Annotated in this window: 18 protein-coding genes; 13 read left to right on the top strand and 5 right to left on the bottom strand. The window is 54.6% G+C overall.

Features of this window, described 5'->3' with window-relative positions; translation table 11 throughout:
- Window positions 1-57: 57 nt before the first annotated feature.
- From DYU11_RS28440 to DYU11_RS28415, 6 genes are all read left to right on the top strand, one after another.
- Window positions 58-984, top strand: coding sequence for a tryptophan 2,3-dioxygenase family protein (locus tag DYU11_RS28440; RefSeq protein WP_119671133.1), 927 nt, complete (start codon window positions 58-60; stop codon window positions 982-984).
- Window positions 985-1,404: 420 nt separating this feature from the next.
- Window positions 1,405-3,783, top strand: coding sequence for a TonB-dependent receptor (locus tag DYU11_RS28435; RefSeq protein WP_119671132.1), 2,379 nt, complete (start codon window positions 1,405-1,407; stop codon window positions 3,781-3,783).
- A 4-nt stretch (window positions 3,784-3,787) separates the two neighbouring features.
- Window positions 3,788-4,957 (top strand): PepSY-associated TM helix domain-containing protein, encoded by a 1,170-nt coding sequence (locus DYU11_RS28430; protein WP_119671131.1) that lies wholly within the window; start codon window positions 3,788-3,790, stop codon window positions 4,955-4,957.
- Between the two features lie 207 nt (window positions 4,958-5,164).
- Window positions 5,165-5,542: a hypothetical protein gene (locus tag DYU11_RS28425; protein ID WP_119671130.1), complete on the top strand. Its 378-nt coding sequence runs from the start codon at window positions 5,165-5,167 to the stop codon at window positions 5,540-5,542.
- A gap of 54 nt (window positions 5,543-5,596) precedes the next feature.
- Entirely contained in the window at window positions 5,597-6,220 is a 624-nt protein-coding gene (locus DYU11_RS28420; protein ID WP_119671129.1) for a TetR/AcrR family transcriptional regulator, read from the top strand.
- Between the two features lie 37 nt (window positions 6,221-6,257).
- Complete coding sequence (locus tag DYU11_RS28415; protein WP_119671128.1) at window positions 6,258-8,432, top strand: hypothetical protein; 2,175 nt, start codon at window positions 6,258-6,260, stop codon at window positions 8,430-8,432.
- Window positions 8,433-8,445: 13 nt separating this feature from the next.
- Here DYU11_RS28415 and DYU11_RS28410 read toward each other — a convergent pair whose 3' ends face one another.
- From DYU11_RS28410 to DYU11_RS28400, 3 genes are all read right to left on the bottom strand, one after another.
- Window positions 8,446-8,985: a YdeI/OmpD-associated family protein gene (locus tag DYU11_RS28410; protein WP_119671127.1), complete on the bottom strand. Its 540-nt coding sequence runs from the start codon at window positions 8,983-8,985 to the stop codon at window positions 8,446-8,448.
- Window positions 8,985-11,489 carry a TonB-dependent receptor gene (locus DYU11_RS28405; protein ID WP_119671126.1) on the bottom strand — a complete coding sequence of 835 codons (2,505 nt, stop codon included), beginning with the start codon at window positions 11,487-11,489 and terminating at the stop codon, window positions 8,985-8,987. The genes DYU11_RS28410 and DYU11_RS28405 overlap by 1 nt, the downstream gene beginning before the upstream one ends.
- A 74-nt stretch (window positions 11,490-11,563) precedes the next feature.
- Window positions 11,564-12,598: a helix-turn-helix transcriptional regulator gene (locus tag DYU11_RS28400; RefSeq protein ID WP_119671125.1), complete on the bottom strand. Its 1,035-nt coding sequence runs from the start codon at window positions 12,596-12,598 to the stop codon at window positions 11,564-11,566.
- Window positions 12,599-12,812: 214 nt separating this feature from the next.
- Between DYU11_RS28400 and DYU11_RS28395 the strand changes: the two genes are divergently transcribed.
- The 5 genes from DYU11_RS28395 to DYU11_RS28375 all read left to right on the top strand — a co-directional run bounded on the left by DYU11_RS28395 (window position 12,813) and on the right by DYU11_RS28375 (window position 15,970).
- Complete coding sequence (locus DYU11_RS28395; RefSeq protein ID WP_119671124.1) at window positions 12,813-13,304, top strand: pPIWI_RE_Z domain-containing protein; 492 nt, start codon at window positions 12,813-12,815, stop codon at window positions 13,302-13,304.
- Window positions 13,305-13,360: 56 nt separating this feature from the next.
- Complete coding sequence (locus DYU11_RS28390; protein ID WP_119671123.1) at window positions 13,361-14,719, top strand: ADP-ribose polymerase; 1,359 nt, start codon at window positions 13,361-13,363, stop codon at window positions 14,717-14,719.
- 1 nt (window position 14,720) lies between these two features.
- Window positions 14,721-14,969 carry a hypothetical protein gene (locus tag DYU11_RS28385; protein ID WP_119671122.1) on the top strand — a complete coding sequence of 83 codons (249 nt, stop codon included), beginning with the start codon at window positions 14,721-14,723 and terminating at the stop codon, window positions 14,967-14,969.
- A 208-nt stretch (window positions 14,970-15,177) separates the two neighbouring features.
- Complete coding sequence (locus DYU11_RS28380; protein ID WP_119671121.1) at window positions 15,178-15,426, top strand: hypothetical protein; 249 nt, start codon at window positions 15,178-15,180, stop codon at window positions 15,424-15,426.
- Window positions 15,427-15,514: 88 nt separating this feature from the next.
- A complete protein-coding gene (locus DYU11_RS28375; RefSeq protein WP_119671120.1) occupies window positions 15,515-15,970 on the top strand; it encodes a pPIWI_RE_Z domain-containing protein in 456 nt (151 codons plus the stop codon).
- A 139-nt stretch (window positions 15,971-16,109) separates the two neighbouring features.
- Here the strand turns inward: DYU11_RS28375 and DYU11_RS28370 are convergent, their stop codons facing one another.
- Both DYU11_RS28370 and DYU11_RS28365 read right to left on the bottom strand, forming a co-directional pair.
- Window positions 16,110-16,511 carry a type II toxin-antitoxin system VapC family toxin gene (locus tag DYU11_RS28370; RefSeq protein WP_119671119.1) on the bottom strand — a complete coding sequence of 134 codons (402 nt, stop codon included), beginning with the start codon at window positions 16,509-16,511 and terminating at the stop codon, window positions 16,110-16,112.
- Window positions 16,511-16,732: a DUF2281 domain-containing protein gene (locus DYU11_RS28365; protein ID WP_119671118.1), complete on the bottom strand. Its 222-nt coding sequence runs from the start codon at window positions 16,730-16,732 to the stop codon at window positions 16,511-16,513. Before DYU11_RS28365 ends, DYU11_RS28370 begins: the two co-directional genes overlap by 1 nt.
- Window positions 16,733-16,852: 120 nt before the next feature.
- Between DYU11_RS28365 and DYU11_RS28360 the strand changes: the two genes are divergently transcribed.
- Together DYU11_RS28360 and DYU11_RS28355 are read left to right on the top strand one after the other, a co-directional pair.
- Complete coding sequence (locus tag DYU11_RS28360; protein WP_119671117.1) at window positions 16,853-17,203, top strand: VOC family protein; 351 nt, start codon at window positions 16,853-16,855, stop codon at window positions 17,201-17,203.
- Between the two features lie 136 nt (window positions 17,204-17,339).
- Entirely contained in the window at window positions 17,340-18,962 is a 1,623-nt protein-coding gene (locus tag DYU11_RS28355) for an amidase (RefSeq protein ID WP_119671116.1), read from the top strand.
- Window positions 18,963-18,981 lie beyond the last annotated feature (19 nt).

The raw sequence follows: 18,981 nt of genomic DNA, 5'->3' as shown, positions 1-18,981 counted from the left end.
TCGTAAACCGGACAAAAAACGTCTCTTCATCTGAAAACTAACTGACAGTCAGGAGCTATGCACGAAACAGTGGCCAATAAACTCGCCCAGCTGGAACAGAAATTTGCCGCCATGGGGCAGGATATGAACGCATACCTCGAAGGGCTGCTTCAGGCCGATTACCTGACCTACTGGGATTACATCCACCTCGACACGCTGCTATCGCTGCAAAACCCCAAAACCGCCTACCCCGACGAGCTGATTTTCGTGACGTACCACCAGATTACGGAGTTATACTTCAAGCTCATCCTGCACGAGATTGCCCAGATAGCCGACGCCAGCCCGTTAACGGCCGCGTTTTTTACGGCCCGGATGCAACGGGTAAACCGCTACTTTGCCCTGCTCGAAGAGTCGTTCGTAATTATGATTACGGGTATGGAGCGGGAGCAGTTTCTGAAATTCCGGATGGCGCTGCTACCGTCGAGCGGGTTTCAGTCAGTGCAGTTTCGGGAGATTGAAATTGTCTCGACCGACTTTACCAACCTCCTGATTGAGCCACCGACCCAGGCTGCATCCATAGCCGACCAGTACGAAGCCATTTACTGGAAGCGGGGCGCTACCGAACTGGCCACCCAGCAAAAAACGCTGACGCTCCGGCAGTTCGACAAGCAATACAGCGCCCGGCTCATTCGGTTGGCCGAAACGTATCGGGTAAAGAATCTGAATCAGCGATATCAGGAACTGGAACAGGCCGGACAGGTCACCGATGAACTTCGCACGGCCCTGCGCGAATATGACCACCGCGTCAACGTCCGCTGGAAACTGTCACACCTCCGCTCGGCGGTGCAGTACCTCCACAAAGAACCCGACGACATCCGGGCCACCGGCGGCACCAACTGGCAAACGTACCTCCCACCCGTTCAGCAGCAACGGATATTTTTTCCGGAGCTGTGGTCAATGGACGAACGCCGGAATTGGGGGCAATCCGTTCGCCAACCGGGTTGATCAATGTAGGCCATTAAAACCAGTCTTTTTCATACCGAGGAACGAGGAATCTTCGGACGGAGTCTTCGGTGTGGCTGCCATTTTCTCCAGCTACCGAAGATCCCTCCTTTGGTCGGGATGACAAAAAACACACTGGAAACTTGGGAGTTGTCCGTAACCACGTTAACCGACCAACTGAGCACATTCAGTCTAAGCCAACTTTGTCATGCTGACGCAGGAAGCGTCTCCGGACACGGGCCTTCATATATCTACCGAAGATGCTTCCTACGTCAGCATGACAAATTAGTGCTCAGCGGTGTATTTTCGGCTTATCTTCCCTTTATTTAGACTATATAAAGTTTCTATTGCATAAATCAGGCATGACAGCTGTTCGTATTCATTTGCTTTTTTCATTTGCATTAGAATTAGTCTAAATAAGGTATGCAATATAAATCCCTACTCATTTTCCTGGCTGCGCTTTTGCTCTGGCTGAGTGTAAAGCCAACTGCCAGCATCGCTCAATCGTCAACAACCGGTGCCATTGCTGGAAAGGTCAATGACCGCAACGGGCAGCCGATTCCGCAGGTTAACGTCCGGTTGTCGAATACGCAGTTCGGTACGCTGACCAACGAGCAGGGACTCTATCAGCTCAACAACGTACCCGCCGGAACATACACACTGCTGATTAGCCGGATGGGCCACGGGCGCCTACAGCAATCCATCACGGTCAGGGCCAATGAAACGACGCAGGTAACCGACCTGGCGCTCAATGAGTCAGCCCAGAATCTGGATGAAGTGACGGTAGAAGGAAAGAATCCGTACAAAGCTGACCTTCCGTCCTACAGTCTTCGCGTTAAAACACCGCTGATTGAATTGCCGCAGAATGTGCAGGTAGTGAACCGGCAACTCCTGGCCGATCAGCAGATTTTCGACATGCTGGAAGGTGTTTCGCGCAACATCAGTGGGGTTACCAAGCAGGAGCACTGGGACAATTACGCCCGCCTGAATATGCGCGGCTCACGCATTGCGCCCTTCCGCAACGGCATGAACGTACAGTCGACCTGGGGGCCGCTGGCCGAAGACATGTCGATGGTGGAGCGGATTGAGTTTGTGAAAGGCCCCGCCGGTTTCATGATGGCCAACGGCGAACCAAGCGGATTTTATAACGTCGTGACCAAGAAGCCGACCGGCGTAACGAAAGGCGAAGCCACCATGACGATGGGCAGTTTTGACACGTACCGGGCTACGCTGGACCTGGACGGCCAGCTCAAGCAGGATGGCAGCCTGCTGTACCGGCTGAACGTAATGGGTCAGGCAAAAGGCTCGTTCCGGGAGTTTGAGTACAACAACCGCTACACCATTGCGCCGGTACTGAAGTACAAACTCAGCGAGCAGACCTCGATTACGGCCGAGTACACGTACCAGTTTTCGCAGATGTCGGCCATTGGTTCGGCGTACCTGTTTGCCCAGCCCGGTTTTCTGCAACTGCCCCGCAACGCTACCACGGCCTCGGCCAACCTCGACCCGACCAACATCAATGACCACAGCTCGTTCATAATTCTGGAACACCAGATTAGCCCCAACTGGAAACTGACCGGCCAGATTGCGTACTTCAACTACAAGCAGATTGGCAGTTCACTCTGGGCCGATTCGGCAAAAGCCAACGGTGATTTATACCGGTATGTGGGCATCTGGGACGCTTCTAACGAAGGCAAGTTTGGGCAGCTGTTTGTGAATGGCGACGTAACGACCGGACCCATCACCCACCGCATTCTGGCGGGTCTGGACCTGGGTAACAAGAAATACATCGCCGACTGGGGTCAGTCTTTCCCACTTTACGACAGCACGACGGTTTTCAACATCTATCGGCTAAACTACTACCTGCCGGCGAACCTGCTGCCCCGCTTTGACCGGTCCACGAGCCTGCGCTACCGGGCCGGGGCTAATGTACTGAGCCAGTCGTATTCGGGCATTTACGTACAGGACGAACTCCGCTTCTGGCAGGACCGCATCCGCCTGACGCTGGCCGGTCGGCTGACCTCCTCGAAAGATAGCCAGTACGGTGCCGGAACCAACGAAACCGTGTTCACACCTCGCGTCGGTATCAGCGGCTCCATCAACAAGCAAACGTCGGTGTATGCCCTCTACGACCAGGCCTTCGTGCCGCAGTCGGGCGTCGATGCGCGGGGCAATGCCTTCCGGCCAATCACGGGCGACAACCTCGAAGCAGGTCTGAAAAGAGAGTGGGCCGGTGGCCGGTGGCAGTCAACCCTTTCGGTGTACCAGATTACGAAGAACAACGTACTGACGACCGACCCGAGCAATCCAAACTTCTCCGTGCAACTGGGACAGACCCGCACCAGCGGGGTTGAATTTGACCTGCAGGGCGAACTGTTACCCGGCCTGAGTCTGGTTGCCAACTACGCGTACACCGATTCAAAAATCACGAAAGACACCCGTTCAGAAAACGTTGGTCAGTACGTGCCGGGCTTCGCAAAACACGTAACGAACGCGTGGCTGTCGTACCGGCTCCGGCAGGGAGCTTTGCAGGGTGCAGGCCTCTCACTTGGGTATCAGGGACAGCTGGAGCGGTTCGGCTGGTTTGTCGACCCCACCTCAAATGAATCAAATCTGCCTGACTACTTCCGCGCCGACGGAGCTGTGTCGTGGCAAAACAAGCGGGTTAGTGTAGCCCTGAACGTCAATAACATCCTGAACGCCTATCTGTATTCGGGAGCGCCCTACCCCTACGCGGGCTACTACTACTGGCAGGCCGAAGCTCCGCGCAATTTCCGTTTAAGCATGGCTTACCGCTTCTAACGTTATGACCCTTAAGAAGATCATCGGAACCATTCACCTCTGGCTCGGACTCGCGTCCGGGCTGGTGGTGTTTATCATCAGCATCACGGGCTGCCTGTACGCGTTTCAGGATGAAATCCAGAACCTGACGCAGTCGTACCGGTTTGTGGAGCAACAGGACAAAGCGTTTTTGCCCCCCTCTACGCTTAAGGCCATCGCCGTGAAGCAACTGCCCGATAAACATCTTCACGCGGTGCTATACGGCAAAAAAGACCAGGCTGCGCAGGTGATGTTCTTTCATTTCGAGCCGTCGTACTATTACAGCGTGTACCTGAATCCGTACACGGGCGAGGTGCTGAAGGTGAAGGACATGGACGCCGATTTCTTCCGAATTGTGCTGATGGGCCACTTCTACCTGTGGTTACCGCCGACCATCGGTCAGCCCGTGGTAGCGTCGGCCACGCTGATCTTCGTCGTGATGCTGATTTCAGGTATCGTACTGTGGTGGCCCAAAAACAGGAACGCAAGAAAGCAGCGGTTCAGTATTAAATGGAATGCGGCCTGGCGCCGGACCAACTACGACCTGCACAACGTACTGGGTTTTTACGCTACGTGGGTGCTGCTCATTCTGGCCCTGACGGGTCTGGTCTGGGGTTTTCAATGGTTTGCCAAATCGGTTCACACGCTGGCCGGTGGCGAGAAGTCGCTGATTTTCCAGGACCCGGTTTCGGCGAAAGCGCAGCGTCCTGCGGCCCTTCCGGCTCAGGCACCGGCTATTGACCGGGTTTGGCATAAGATGACCGCCGAATACCCCACCGCCGAGGTAATGGAGGTTCATATTCCCGAAACCGATTCATCCGCCATTGCGGCCAGCGCAAACCCCGATGGTCGCACGTACTGGAAAACCGATTACCGGTTCTTTGACCAGTACACGCTGAATGAGCTCTCCGTCAAGCACGTTTACGGCCGATTCGGGGAAGCCAATGGCGCGGATAAGCTGATTCGGATGAACTACGACATTCACACGGGTGCTATTCTGGGTTTACCGGGCAAGATACTGGCGTTTTTTGCGTCACTCATTGCCGCCAGTCTGCCCATCACCGGCTTTCTTATCTGGCGGGGTCGGCGGAAGAAAAGTAAAACCGCGAAGGGCACAAAAAGAGCCGCAAAGGCAACTCATTATCAGAACGCCTGAAACCTCAACCGGGACCGGTTGAGGTACGCCTGGCCAGTCCGACCGGTTAGCAAAGCCCGGATAAGGGTGAAATGAAATTTTACTTAGGAAATTTTTTTTATTGAAATAATTTCCGTTTCCTTTGCAGGAAACTTTTTACAGTAAAATAATTTCCGACGCCTTCCCTGGAAAGGCCAATCACCTCATTTCACCTTACTCTTTGTGGCTATGCAGAAAATACGTATCATTCTCCTGCTTTTTAGTTTAGGCGTTGCCTTCACCAGTTTTTCACAGGCAACCTCCCCGACTGACTTCTACGCCGGCAAATGGGAGATTACCATTCTGGGCTCACCCCGTGGAGATGTTGTTTTTCAGACTGACCTGGTACGCACCGACGGAAAACTAACCGGGAAACTGGTCGACAAAGCTGACCCTGCCAACGGTAGTCTTAAAATCCTGCGCGTGGAGGAAAGCGCAACGAAGCTGATCATCTACTTTGAATCGTCGCAGGGCGGAGAAATGTCCATGGACCTGACAAAAGTAGATGACAACACACTAAAAGGTTCGGTGTACAGTTTTGACGCGACCGCCAAACGGATTAAGTAATTCGTAAGCGTTTTTTCTGGCAAATGCATAAAGCGGACGAACGAGGATGGCCGTATGAAAGAAGAAATCGTACAAAAATCGCTGAAGCTGTTTTTGAAGCATGGAATTCGGAAAATGTCCAATCAGAAGCTCGTAGACTCGCTGGGCATTTCCACCAAAACCATTTATAAATACTTCAAAAATAAAGAGGAGTTACTGGAAGAAGTACTGCATTTCTACCACAATCGGCAGTACGACATGCTCCAAAATCTGCCGAACGAGCAACACGCGGCCTGTCTATTCTTTGACGTCTGGCAAATTGCCGTGGAGATGGAGTACGAGGTGAACAAGGCTTTCTATCTCGACCTTCATCATTATTACCCTGAACTAGAAAAAAAAGTAGAGGGTGCTATCGCCCAGCGATTCGAACGGCACTTTCTATCCATTATCCACCGGGGTGTAGAACAAGGTGCCTTCCGGCCCGATATTCTTCCAGAAGTTGCTTTACGAAGTATTCTGACGCTGCACCGGGCCGCTGTTCGGGCCGAACCCTTTAAACAATTTCGCTTGTCGCCTACTGACTTACTGTTGAATACTACCGCTAATTACATACGGGGTCTTTGCACAGAGGGCGGTCTGATCGCTTTAGAGGAGCATATCCGAACCCTCCAGTCGGCCAACGGAGAGGTAAACGCCTGAGATTGAATCACCGAATCCTACCAAGACTGTATCCTGTATGCGCTCTCCCCGATTTTATATCGTATTATTTTGCCTGTCGGTCATTTGGCTAATTCCCGGTCAGGCGCAGGACAAGCTATCCCAGCTCAGTCAGCAACTGGCCGGGCAGTTTACCAGTAAAGACACGCTGTTCAAAAAGCCGTATGTCGACGTGGATGAGTGGCGGAATACACCCGTCCGCCATCGGTACGTACACGGAGGATTTGCAGGAACCAACGCCCGTTTCTCTTTTTATTTTCCGCCCAAAGAACACTATCAGGGTCGCTTCTTTCAATACATCACCCCTTTTCCGGACAATGAAAACCTATCGCAGGGGGCATCCGGCGAAGAAGACAAGATTGGCTTTGCCATTACCCACGGGGCTTATTTTGTCGAAACCAACCAGGGAGGACGAATCGACTTTACCAAACCTGAAGCCAGCGACCCATCCATCGGTGCCTACCGGGTGAATGCCGCTTCAGCGCAATTTTCGCGGGTTGTAGCCACCCAGCTCATGGGCGGGAAGCGTCCATACGGCTACTGTTTTGGCGGAAGCGGTGGCGCATACCGAACCGTTGGCGGCATGGAAAATACCGAAGGCGTGTGGGACGGGGCGGTTCCGTACGTATTAGGTTCGCCCATGGCCATTCCCAACGTCTTTACCGCTCGGATGCACGCCATGCGGTTGTTGAACAACAAGTTTCCGCAGATTATTGATGCACTGGAGCCGGGCGGCAGCGGTGATATGTACGCCGGGCTGAACGAGGAAGAAAAGCAAGCCCTGCAGGAAGTAACCCGGATGGGGTTTCCGCCCAAAGCCTGGTTTGGTTATGAGCGAATGGGTATTCATGGCTTTCTGGTTTTGTACCAGGGCGTAGTCAGGGCCGATAATAAATACTTTACGGAGGATTTCTGGAAGGTTCCCGGCTACCTGGGTGCTAATCCACCGGCCTCCCTGCTGAAAGCCCGAATTCAGCAACCCGGCAAACTGAAAGCGGGCCTTTCCGTTGATCAGGCCGTGCGCCTGGGCCTGACCGAGCCTATGTCACCGCAGGAACGGGGCACCGCCGATGCCGCCTGGAAGGCTATCGGCGGGGTTGAAGGAACCCTGCCCGTTGCTTTTGAACTGGAAGAAAAGCTACCCGACATCCAGTTTCTGGGTGGCGACCTCATCATCAAAAGCGGTGCCGCTGCCGGTAAGACGCTGCAGCTAACGAAGATCGCTGGCAACAAAGTCGTGCTGGGTCCCGTAGACCCAACCGTACTGCTACAGCTAAAACCGGGAGACGACGTGCTGGTGGACAATTCTAATTTCCTGGCGGTACAGACCTACCACCGCCACCAGATACCCGGAAAAGAGTATGTCGTGTACGACCAGTTTCGGGATGCCGGGGGCAAACCAATTTACCCCCAGCGCCCGATGCTCTTAGGTCCCTTGTTTACCCGAGGAGCGGCCGGGGTGTTGCCAACGGGTAAGTTTAAGGGAAAAATGATTGTACTGGAATCGCTTTGGGACCGGGAAGCTTTTCCCTGGCAGGCCGACTGGTACCGCTCCCGCGTGACGGACAACCTGGGGGACAGCACGGATCGGCATTTCCGGCTCTGGTACACTGACCACGCGCTGCATGGTGACGTAGCGATTGAGGATGATCCTACCCATACGGTTAGTTACCTCGGCGTCTTGCAGCAGGCCCTGCTTGACCTCAGCACCTGGGTAGAAAAGGGCATCGAGCCGGCCGCTACGACTAACTACAAACTAGTTGACGGGCAGGTTGTTGTCCCTCCAACGGCCAGTGAACGCAGAGGCATTCAGCAGGTCGTCGTGGCGAAGGCCAACGGCGGCAAACGCGCCGATGTAAAAGTGGGCGAAGCAGTTACCTTCACCGCTGAAATTGACGTGCCCCAAAACGGGGGTAAAGTCGTTGGCGCGGCCTGGAATTTCGAAGGTGTGCCGGAAGATATTGGTAAGCGCCAGGGCTGGGATTTTCTGACATCCGGTGCCTTTCCCGTACCCGGAAAGCTTATCCCTTTGGACAAAACCGGCTCCCACGTTCTGGTGAAGAGTACGCACACATTCTCTAAGCCGGGGACGTATTTTCCGACCATACGAGTAGCGGCTCAACGGCAGGGCAACGCCAGCACACCGTACACCCGTATTCAAAACCTGGATCGGGTCAGGGTAGTCGTGAAATAAAACCGCCGATTTACTAATCAATAGTTCGGCTCTTAAAATACCGAATCATTTCCGGGTAGCCCATGCCCATCGACAGACCCGTCACGGCCTGGGTTATCCGTTTGGTTTTGGTCTCGATGGTTTTGGCCTCTTCAATCCACTTGCTGAAGTAATGCTGGTGCCCCTTCGTTAAGCTATTGAAAAACGCCAGCGCGGCCGGGTCATCTTCCAGGCAGCCCATCAGGTTGGCCGACAAGACAATGGGTGAGTCATCCAGTTCGATACGCACCTGCACCGTTGCTCCTTTCTCCTTCCGAAGCGCCTTCCGCATGACGGCGTTGATGCCCATAATGAACCGGGTCTCTGAACCATCCGTCCGGTTCTCTACCGGTCCCATTGGGATCAGCGCCACCCGCTCAATAACGTACTCATCGAGCGTTCCCTTAACCCGAAATGACGTTTTCTGACCAGGTTTCAGCGCTTCGGTCACTTCGTCGGGAATGTCAATGTAAGTCCAGCGGGTTTTCTCGCCGTTGTTGTCAAAGCGCTTCAGCAGGGCCGTAAACGTGTGCATCAGAACTCTTTCTCACCAAATTCGTTGGTCGGCAATTTAGCGGGTTTGCTCCGTTGCCGCAACGAATAGCTGACATTCACCAGCAGGATATCTTTCTCCTGAATGTAATTGGTAGTTGTGAAGAAATCGCGGCCCGGCATGGAGGTGCCCGGCATGGAGATGCCCTGCGTGGTGATGCGCTGTTCATTCGTCGGCAACCAGCCAAGCCCAATGTTCTGCCACTGCATCGTAACGGCAAGCCGATTGTTGCGGAAGCTTTTTCGGACCGACAGATTGGGCTGGAAAAACCGGGAGTCTTCGCCCTGGGCCGTGATGCGCTGCGATAAATAATTCAGATTACCCTGGATTATCCACGACGGTGACGGCTGAATGCTGGTATTTACATTGACCGAATACACCCACGCCTGGTTGCTGAACACCACCGCGTTCTGGAATAATCGGGCTGCGTTCAGCTGCCCGCTGATGACCGACCGGTAGACTGTGCCACCGACATACAGCTTCCAGCGTTTAGTGATCGTCAGATCGGTGGCCAGTTCCAGACCGTACCGCTGCGCCCGACCGGCATTCGTATAAATCCGGTTCAGGATGGTATCAGCAAAGACGTTGTTGACCCGGTTGACAATGTTCTGCACGTTCTGGTGATAGACGGTAGCCTGCAGCGTACTCCGGCCAATGGTGCGGGTAAAACCCAGTTCGCTGAGGTCGACGAATTCGGGAAGCAACGCCGGATCGCCCTGTTCGAGCGTTTCGGAGTGTTCGCGCTCGGGCAGCGGGTTCAGCGCCAGATTGCTCGTACGCTGCACCCGGCGGCTATACCCCAGCCGAAACTGCCAGGCATCGGTGGGCCGGAACACCACATTGGCCGATGGAAACAGATTTCGCAGCGACAGCGGAAAAGTTTGCCCCTGCGGCCGAATCACCACCTGCCGCTCCGCCGACTCAACCCGCAGACCAGCCGTATACTCCCAGCGTTTGGTCTTGCGGCCGTACTGACCATACAGGCTGTGTATCTGGTTCGATACCCGCACCCGCCCTGTAAACGCATCGATAACCCGCAGCGGAGCGCCGTTGCCATCCTGTTCCAGAAACCGGTAGTCGCCATCATCCTGCTGGTAGCGATACTGATACCCCGCTTCGAGCTTACCACCCGCCAGTGGCCAGGTAGCGTCGAGGTTGGCCCGGGCGTTACCTATTGGGCGGTCGGTTGTGGTCAGCGTGTATTGCAGCGTATCGCGGCTGTCGGTGCGGTGAACGTTCAGATTTCGGGTGAACCCATCCAGGAAGTCGTATTCGTAGAGAACGCCGGCGCTCAGGGTAGCCTTGTTCGGGAACGTGTGCGTATAGTCGAGATTGGCCGTGAAGAACTGCCCACGTCGGCGTACCAGGTTCGCGTTGAAGTACGTCAGTTGACTCAATAGCTGCCCCGTCGTGCGGTCGATGGTCCGGTTGTTGTACACCAAATCTGCAATCCGGTCCTCGGTGCGGTAGCCGTAGTACAACCCACCCGACCAGACATCATTCTTACCGGGGGTATAGCTAACCGCCAGCCGGTTGGTGAACGTGTAGCGGTCATAACTCCGCTCACCCACGCTCGGAAAGGTGGTGAACCGATTACCAATCGCCGTATTGACATCCCCCTCCCGCCGACCGGCTATGTCATTGCGGAGATAGGCCGTGCTGAACGTCCAGTCCCAGCGGGCCGATCGGTAGCTGAGCGTCAAGTCCGTACCGTAACGTACCGGCTTGCGGGCATTGTCAAATGCATTCAGGCTGGGCAGCCCCGTCTGGACATTCATCAGCACCGACAGCCCAACATCGGCACCCGCTTTAGTGGTAATGGCAATAATACCCGCTTTGCCGTCGGGGTCGTAGCGGGCCGAGGGCGTCGTGATGACGTCGATGGATTCGATGGTATTGGCGGGTAGTTGATTGAGCAATGTACCCAAATTGGCCTGCACGGGTTTGCCGTTGAGCAGTACCAGAAACCCGTTGGCGCCACGCTGCGTCACTTCGCCTTCGGCGTTGATGGTGATACCCGGCAGGTTCCGCAGCAGATCGGTGGCGGTGCCGCCCACGGCTGATTGAAACTGTCCCGCCCGGTAGGTTTGCCGGTCTGCTTTTACGGTCAGGTCAGACCGCTGGCCCGTTACGACTACTTCATTGAGTTGATTCTTAACCGCTTCCAACAGGAGGGTATTGACCGTGACAACCTCATTATGCCGGAGCCGGATGGGGCCAACCGTTTGCGGTTTGTAGCCAATGAAAAACGTTTTGAGCATGTATTGACCAGGCTTCAGATTGGTAATCCGAAACGCCCCTACGGAATCGGTGATGGCCCCGGCTACTGCCACCGAATCGGCCGGCCGGTAGACGGCGACACTCACATATTCAACCGGCCGCCCCGATGTCTTCTCTACCACTAACCCGGACATTTCAGCCTGGCCGTACACCAGATGAACGGAGATAAAAGACAAAATCAGATAGACAAGTAAACGGTTTGGCATCCTTCGGGCGGTTGATCAGCAGAAAAGTAATGCCTCGTTGACGCCTTTTGTTCAACTTGCTTTTTACCAATTCGTTAATTCTGCTCATCGTACCGCGCCAGCGTGGCCTGCAAAGACGCTTTCAACTCCTCGACCAGACTCGTCGGCTGCAATACGGTTAAGTGTTCGCCGTAGCTGCGCAGGTGCATGAGCAGGTCGCGGTTGGGTGCCAGCCGGAGCCGGACAACACACTCCGTCTCGTTATCGCAGATGATCTCCTGCGTCTGGTGAATGGGCTTGGCCTTGACGTACCGCCCGAACAGGGGCGTAAACTGTAGGATAATCTCCTCTACCGGCCCGCTGCTATCGGTGATGCCGTAGATGTGCTCGAACAGTTCGCTGACGTTGGTCAGTACATTCGGTGGTACGTCGCAGGGGTCATCCAGAATTTCGAGGTCGCTCATGCGGTCAAGGGCGAAGGTTTTCTCCCGACCACTGGGCGCGTCGTAGCCGATCACGTACCAGCTATCCGACACCTCGCGCAACAAAATCGGGTGCAGGATCCGGAGTTTCGGTCGCTCCTCGCCGGGCATGGACGTTTCATGCTTGCGATACCGGAACGCCACCTGCCGGCTCTGGTTCACTGCCCGGATTAGCACCGGTACGTAATGCCGATTGCCCCCCAGAATGCGCTCCTCTACGTACACCACCCGACGCATCTGCCCCAACGCGTTGCTGTCTCGCTTCACCTCCCGAATAATGTCGAGGCTCTGCCGGACGCGTTGCAGGGCATGATCCAGGTCATTTGCCACCGAAGCGCCCTGCGTTGCGGCCAACACCTCGCGGGCTTGCTCCATCGCTTCCATGTCGTCGGGCGTGAGCATCAGTTTCAGGAGCCGGAACTGCGGATTCGTGTAGTAATACCCATTCCGTTTTTTACAGTACGCAATGGGGGCTTCGTGGTCCTCCCGTAGCCGCTGAATGTCTTTCTCCAGCGACGAAACAGACCGGATGCCGCACTTGTCCTGAAGCAGTTCGAACAAACGCTGCTTGGAAAACTGACGGGGGTAACGGCTGATGATTTCGTCGATCAGGCGGTACCGCTGGAAGGCAGAGCGGGTGATGGGCATGAGTATAGGCTGGCAGGGGTTGCGGGGGCTTCGCGCGGGGATGGAAGGGATGTGATGCTCACCCGTGCGGTCCATGCAATCCCTGCACTCCCTGCTACTCCTGCGCGAAGCTCTTCAAAGCAACAAAAAAAATTTCCAATAAAAAAGATGAACGGAAAAAGATTACGTTCTGGCGGGTAGAACTTTGTTCTGTCACTTTTAAACAACGATACAAATGAACACGCTCTTTCGCCCTGTACGCCGGACCGCCTACGCCCAGAGCCAGGCTCAGCCGGCCGTTCTTTTCCCGGCAATGACTCCGCAACCCCAGTGGGCTGGAGAAACAGCACAACGCCCACGTCCGGCCCGCCGTCCGGCGCTGTCGGCCCAGCAACTGCTGGACGTGGAACTGGGTCTGTTTCTGGTATCGCAACTGCTGCCGACGGCTTCGCCAGATGCGCTGCCCACCCTGCTGACCGAAAGCAACGGCTCGTTTCTGGAGCGCCGTACGTGGACACCCCGGCAACATAAGCTGCTTAACCGCGGCCGGGCCCTGCTGGCTCACATTCAGCAGCCAAACGTCTGGCAGGCCCTGCTCGACGCCTACGCCAACACCCCCGATCGCCTGCAGGCCTACGACATCAGCACCGACCGCAGCCGCTTCAAAGAAAAAACCGTCGGTTTCTTTCGCAACCGCATTCTGATGCTCAAGCAAACCGTAGGGTAACCCAATCCACTTTTCTCTATCCATTCTTTTTCATCTGATTAACCACACTTTATTCCATGCTTTCCGGTCTGCTGCAGCGCATCACAACCAGGACGAACCCGGCGGTTATCGTACAACAAACACAACCAGCACCTACTCTCAACAACCATACAACAAGCTACCAATCAGACCCTCCGCTTAAAACCCAGCCCGCTAAAGCCTTTCGGATGGCCAAACTCATTATGGTCACGGCCGAGAACAACAACAAGTATTATGAAATGCGCGAGAATGATACTGGTACGTTCACTGTGCAGTACGGTCGGGTGGGCGGCACGCATAGTACGGCTACTTATCCGCTGGCACAATGGGACAAGAAGTTTCGCGAGAAAGTGGCGAAGGGGTATGTAGACCAGACCCATTTGTTTGCCGAAACCAGCATAGCAACGGATGCCGGCTCGATTGAAAACCCGGCCGTACGCGGTCTGATGAGCCGACTGCTGGAACTGGCCAACCGCTCCATTTTTCAGAACTACGTCGTTACGGCCCAGGAAGTAACCCGCAAACAGGTTGATGCGGCCCAGCGCCTGCTCGACGACCTGGCGGATATGATGGGGCCTGGTCTGGACACCGACACGTTCAACCGCAGGCTGCTGGATCTGTTCAAGACCATTCCGCGCAAGATGGGCAAGGTCGGCGAACATCTGCTTACCCAACCGCCCCAGTCGGCCGCCGAACTGCAGACACTCCGCGATGGGCTGGCCAGTGAGCAGGATACGCTGGATGTCATGCGTGGGCAGGTTGAGTTAAACCAGCCGACTTCCCAGTCCGACCAGCCGCCGGTTTCGCTCCTGGAAACGATGAACCTGACTATGGAGCCCGTGACCGACAAACGCTTACTGACGCTCATCAAACGCATGATGGGACCAGACGTCGACAAATTCGATGCCGCCTTCAGCGTGTGTCAGGCCAATACCCAGGCGGCTTTCGACGAGTATGTGAACGGGCAGAAAAACCGCAAAACGCAACTGCTCTGGCACGGGAGCCGCAGCGAAAACTGGCTCTCAATCCTAAAAACAGGCTTAGTACTACGTCCGGCCAACGCCGTCATTACGGGCAAGATGTTCGGCTACGGTATCTACTTCGCCGATCAGTTCAGCAAATCTCTGAACTACACCTCCCTCCACGGCTCTGTGTGGGCGAAGGGAACGCATCAGGAAGGCTATCTGGCTATTTATGAGGTTCATGTGGGTAAACAGCTGGTGGTAAACCAACACGAACACTGGCATATGCAGCTGGATGCCGACCGGCTGAAACAGATTGACCCCAGCTACGATTCGGTGTATGCGCAACGGGGTGTGAGTCTGCTGAAAAACGAATTCATTGTGTATAACCAGGCGCAGTGTACGATCCGGTACATGGTCCGAATTAAGGTGTAAGATGAACACAAAACCCAAAAAAGCGGGACTACGAGCCGTACGCATGGCCGCCACGACGCTGATCCTGGCCGAAGGCTGCACCACGACGTTGTGCGTTAAAAACTTCCTTCGCAACAAAAACTACCTGGCTTACCAGGCCGACGTATCGAAGTGGCTGTATGCCGTAGCCAAACGGGAAGGCTGGGCCGTCAACGATAATGGCCTCTTTCGGGTCTACTACTTCCCGAGTCTGAGGCCCCAGCCGCAGTGAGCGCCGATCCGACAACTAGTACGTGTAAAAAAATATTTTTGACCCGGGAGAACAACGTAAAAAATTTACGTTCAGCAGGTGCCATCTTTGACTCACAATCGAACGCAACAAGGGCCTTCAGCAACGACTAATGAACACCCCGCAGGACCCCGATTCGGTAGTGAAATGAGACAACGAATTTCAGAAAACACTAAACGTACACTGTGTCATGAAAACGCAACTCAAAAAAGCTGGTCTTAACGAAGTTCGCCTGGCTGCTACTACCCTGATTCTGGCCGAAGGCTTCACAACGACACTCTGCGTGAAGGACTTTCTACGTAAGCGCAACTACCTGGCCCAGCGGGAGCACATTGCTGACTGGTTGTACGCCGTTGCGAAACAGGAGGGTTGGTCAATCAATGACAACGGCCTGTTCCGCATCTTTCATTTTCCGCGCCTGAAGCCACAACTGCAGTAGCGAGGAACCATTACTCTCAAAGCAGGAGAACAACGTATACGCTGCGTCCTGTGGGTACCAACTCTGACTTGAACAACGAACAACACTAATGAACACTGCATTAACATCCGCCTATCCCGCCGTTCGCCCGGCCCTGTCCAGCCTTCTGCGCTGGCAGGAGCCGCTGGCGACTCGCCTGCGCAACCGCCACGCGCTGCCGGGCCGCGTAGCCAACCGGATGCTCAACGTTGAGCTGGGGCTGTATCTGTTAAGCGAACTGCTGCCGACGGCTCCGCAGTATACCCTCCCGGACCTGCTCAACGGCCAGGGGGCGGCCTATCGCCAGCGCCCGCCCTGGACACCCCGCCAGCACCGGGCGCTGAGCCAGGCGCGGATACTACTGGCCCCCTACCGCGACCGCGAGGTTTGGTACAAGGCGCTGGATAAATACGCCACGCTGCCGGGCAGCGTCCGGCTGTTCACCCGGCTGGGTGGCTGGAACCCCGAAGCAGGCGGGTACGTCCTGCGCGAGCGGCTGGCCTTGTTCCGGGGTGCGCTCGTGTGATGACAACTTTATTGAATTTGGTCTGGACGACGAATAACTTCAATCAACAATTCGGCCGGTTATTGGTATTATTCAAGAAGGTAAAATCACCTTCTGTATCCCTATAGTTTCTGTTTGAAAAGGAGAATCATGTCCAGTTTCAGACATAAATTAATTGAACGACTCCTGTGTATTGCTGAAACTTTTTATCAGCAGAAATGATGGGAATTGACTCAGCTAAAGCCGTGGCTAGAATCAATCGATCAAACGGGTCGCGGTGGTCGTCATAAAAAGGAATTCGGTCATAAGCCAGCAAGTGATCATCCAAGAGGGGCAGCACACTGATATTTTCCAGCAGACAGTCATTAATCAAACCAAGCAGGCCACGTTTAAGATTAAGACGCCCGCCAATTTTAAGTTTGATAGCGACTTCAAAGAAGCTGATTTTACAAACTAGTACTTCATTGTCTGCTTCACTAATAAGATCACGGATATGACCAGGTAACGACTTGTTATCTTCAAGAAACCAAATCAGTAACTGCGTGTCAAGCAGCAGTCGCATCACATGTAATCGTTTAAATCGTCCAAAGGCGCGTTAAAATCATCTGATATCCAGACTTCGCCTTTCATAGTCCCGCCCCGTCGTTTGTGCTTATCGCTGGAAATTTTATCTTCTTTAGATTCCAGAAACGTAACGATCACCTCCGTCCGCTCTTTAACTGGGGGCGTTTCATGCCATATAATCTGGCCGTTTTCGTATGTGCCTGTTATGGTTGTTAGCATTGTTATCCTCTTATACAAGCCCTCAATTATTGATAACCCTTCTTTTCAAATATAAAGAATTTTCGCCTTACTCATCAGCTCTTAACGTCAACGCGTCTGCTATCTTACCTTCCTTTTCCCATGACCATCCTGTCCATTGAACCATTTGTTCCCTCCGGCAGCAATTTTGAGGGCTCGAAACAATTCTTCCAGGCGTTGGGCTTCCACCTGAATTGGGACGCCGGCGACTACGTTGGTTTCGAGCGCGATGGCTGCAAATTCATTTTACAGAAATACGACAAGGTTGAGTTTGCCGAAAACTTCATGCTCAGCGTCCGCATCACCAACGCCGATGAATTCTGGCGGGACGTAACAGACAGGCAACTTCCCGAAACGTTTGGCATCCGAATCAGCAAGCCAATCGATCAACCCTACGGCCGCGAGGTAAACGTTATTGATCTGGCCGGTGTCTGCTGGCATTTTGTGGAGTAACGTAGCGGTCCAGGTTGTCATCTCCTGTTTCGTGAGCCAGACAAGTTTTTGTCGTTGCGCCGAACGGCATTGTGTAAAAGCCTGCTTAACTTCATGCCCCGTTAACAGAACCAGCGAATTAATTACTCACCTTTTTATGAACAGACGGCGCTTCATCAAGCACAGCTCAGTCGTTTCCGTATCAGCCGCTTCCCTGGCAACAACCGCCTGCTCATCGCCCAAAGCGGCCGGGGCAACCGATGCATCCAAACCCTTTGTGGATGAGTTTGCCCTCAATGAACTGACCCTCCCCGATCTGCAGCAGAAGATGCAGTCGGGTGAGTACACGTCCGAAGCCCTTACCAAACTCTACCTCGACCGGATCGACGCCATCGACAAGAAAGGCCCCGGTCTGAACGCGGTAATCGAAACTAATCCGGATGCCCTGGCCATAGCCAAAGCAATGGACGACGAACGTAAGGCCGGTAAAGTACGCGGCCCTATGCACGGCATTCCGGTGCTGATAAAAGATAACATCGACACCGGCGACCAGATGATGACTACTGCGGGTTCGCTCGCCCTGGAAGGTCACAAAGCCGCCAAGGATGCGTTTATTGTCGCTCAGTTGCGAAAAGCCGGAGCTGTCATAATGGGCAAAACGAACCTCAGCGAGTGGGCCAACTTCCGGTCGACGCGATCGAGCAGCGGCTGGAGCAGCCGGGGTGGGCAGACGCGTAACCCGTACGTACTGGACCGCAACCCAAGCGGCTCCAGTTCAGGTTCCGGCTCGGCGGCATCGGCCAATCTGTGCGCCGTAGCGGTCGGCACCGAAACCGATGGTTCCGTCATAGCGCCCGCGTCGCATTGCGGTCTGGTTGGCTTAAAACCGACCGTCGGACTGGTTAGCCGTAGCGGCATTATCCCCATTTCGCAGACACAGGACACCGCCGGACCGATGACGCGCACCGTAACTGATGCAGCCATTTTACTCAGCGCTATGGCAGGCGTTGACCCGGCCGATGCCGTTACACTCGAAAGCCAGCGCAAAAGCGCGACCGATTACACGCCCTTTCTGAAAGCCGATGCCTTACGGGGTAAGCGCATTGGCGTCGAAAAATCGTTTCTGCAAGGGCACGAAGGCGTAGTGAGCCTGTACAAAGAAGCCATTGAAGTACTGAAAAAGCAGGGCGCTACGGTCGTTGAAATCGAGATGATGAAGGAGCTAAAGGACATGGGCGGAGCCGAGTTCACCGTATTGCTTTACGAATTTAAAGACGGCGTGAACCGCTACCTGTCGACGGCCAACGCGCCGGTGAAGTCCTTAGCCGACGTCATTGCCTTCAACAAGCAGAATGAAGCCAGGGCCATGCCGTTCTTTAAACAGGAAACCCTCGAAATCAGCGAAGCCAAAGGCGACTTGACCAGCAAAGAATACACCGAAGCCCTGGCAAAAACCCGAGCCTGGCGCCAACGCATCGACCGGCTCATGGCAACCAACAAGCTGGATGCCATCGGCGGAACCAGCATCGGCTTTGCGGGCTGCATCGATCTGATCAACGGCGACTACGACACGGGTTTTTACTTCTGCCCGCCAGCCGCCATGGCCGGTTACCCCCACCTGACCATCCCGATGGGTAACGTACACGGCCTACCGGTCGGCTTCTCACTCATTGCCAGTGCCTATCAGGAAGGCCCCTTACTCGCTATGGGCTATGCGTATGAACAAGCGTCGAAGAAACGGGAGCGGCCGGGGTTTAAGGAGTCGTTGGTGCCGGGGTGATGAGATGGCTAACTTTACG

Origin of the sequence: Fibrisoma montanum, from assembly GCF_003583365.1 — a bacterium.
Lineage (GTDB): Bacteria > Bacteroidota > Bacteroidia > Cytophagales > Spirosomataceae > Fibrisoma > Fibrisoma montanum.
The sequence above is the reverse complement of the archived record's forward strand: the minus strand, read 5'-3'. Positions and strand labels throughout refer to the sequence as shown.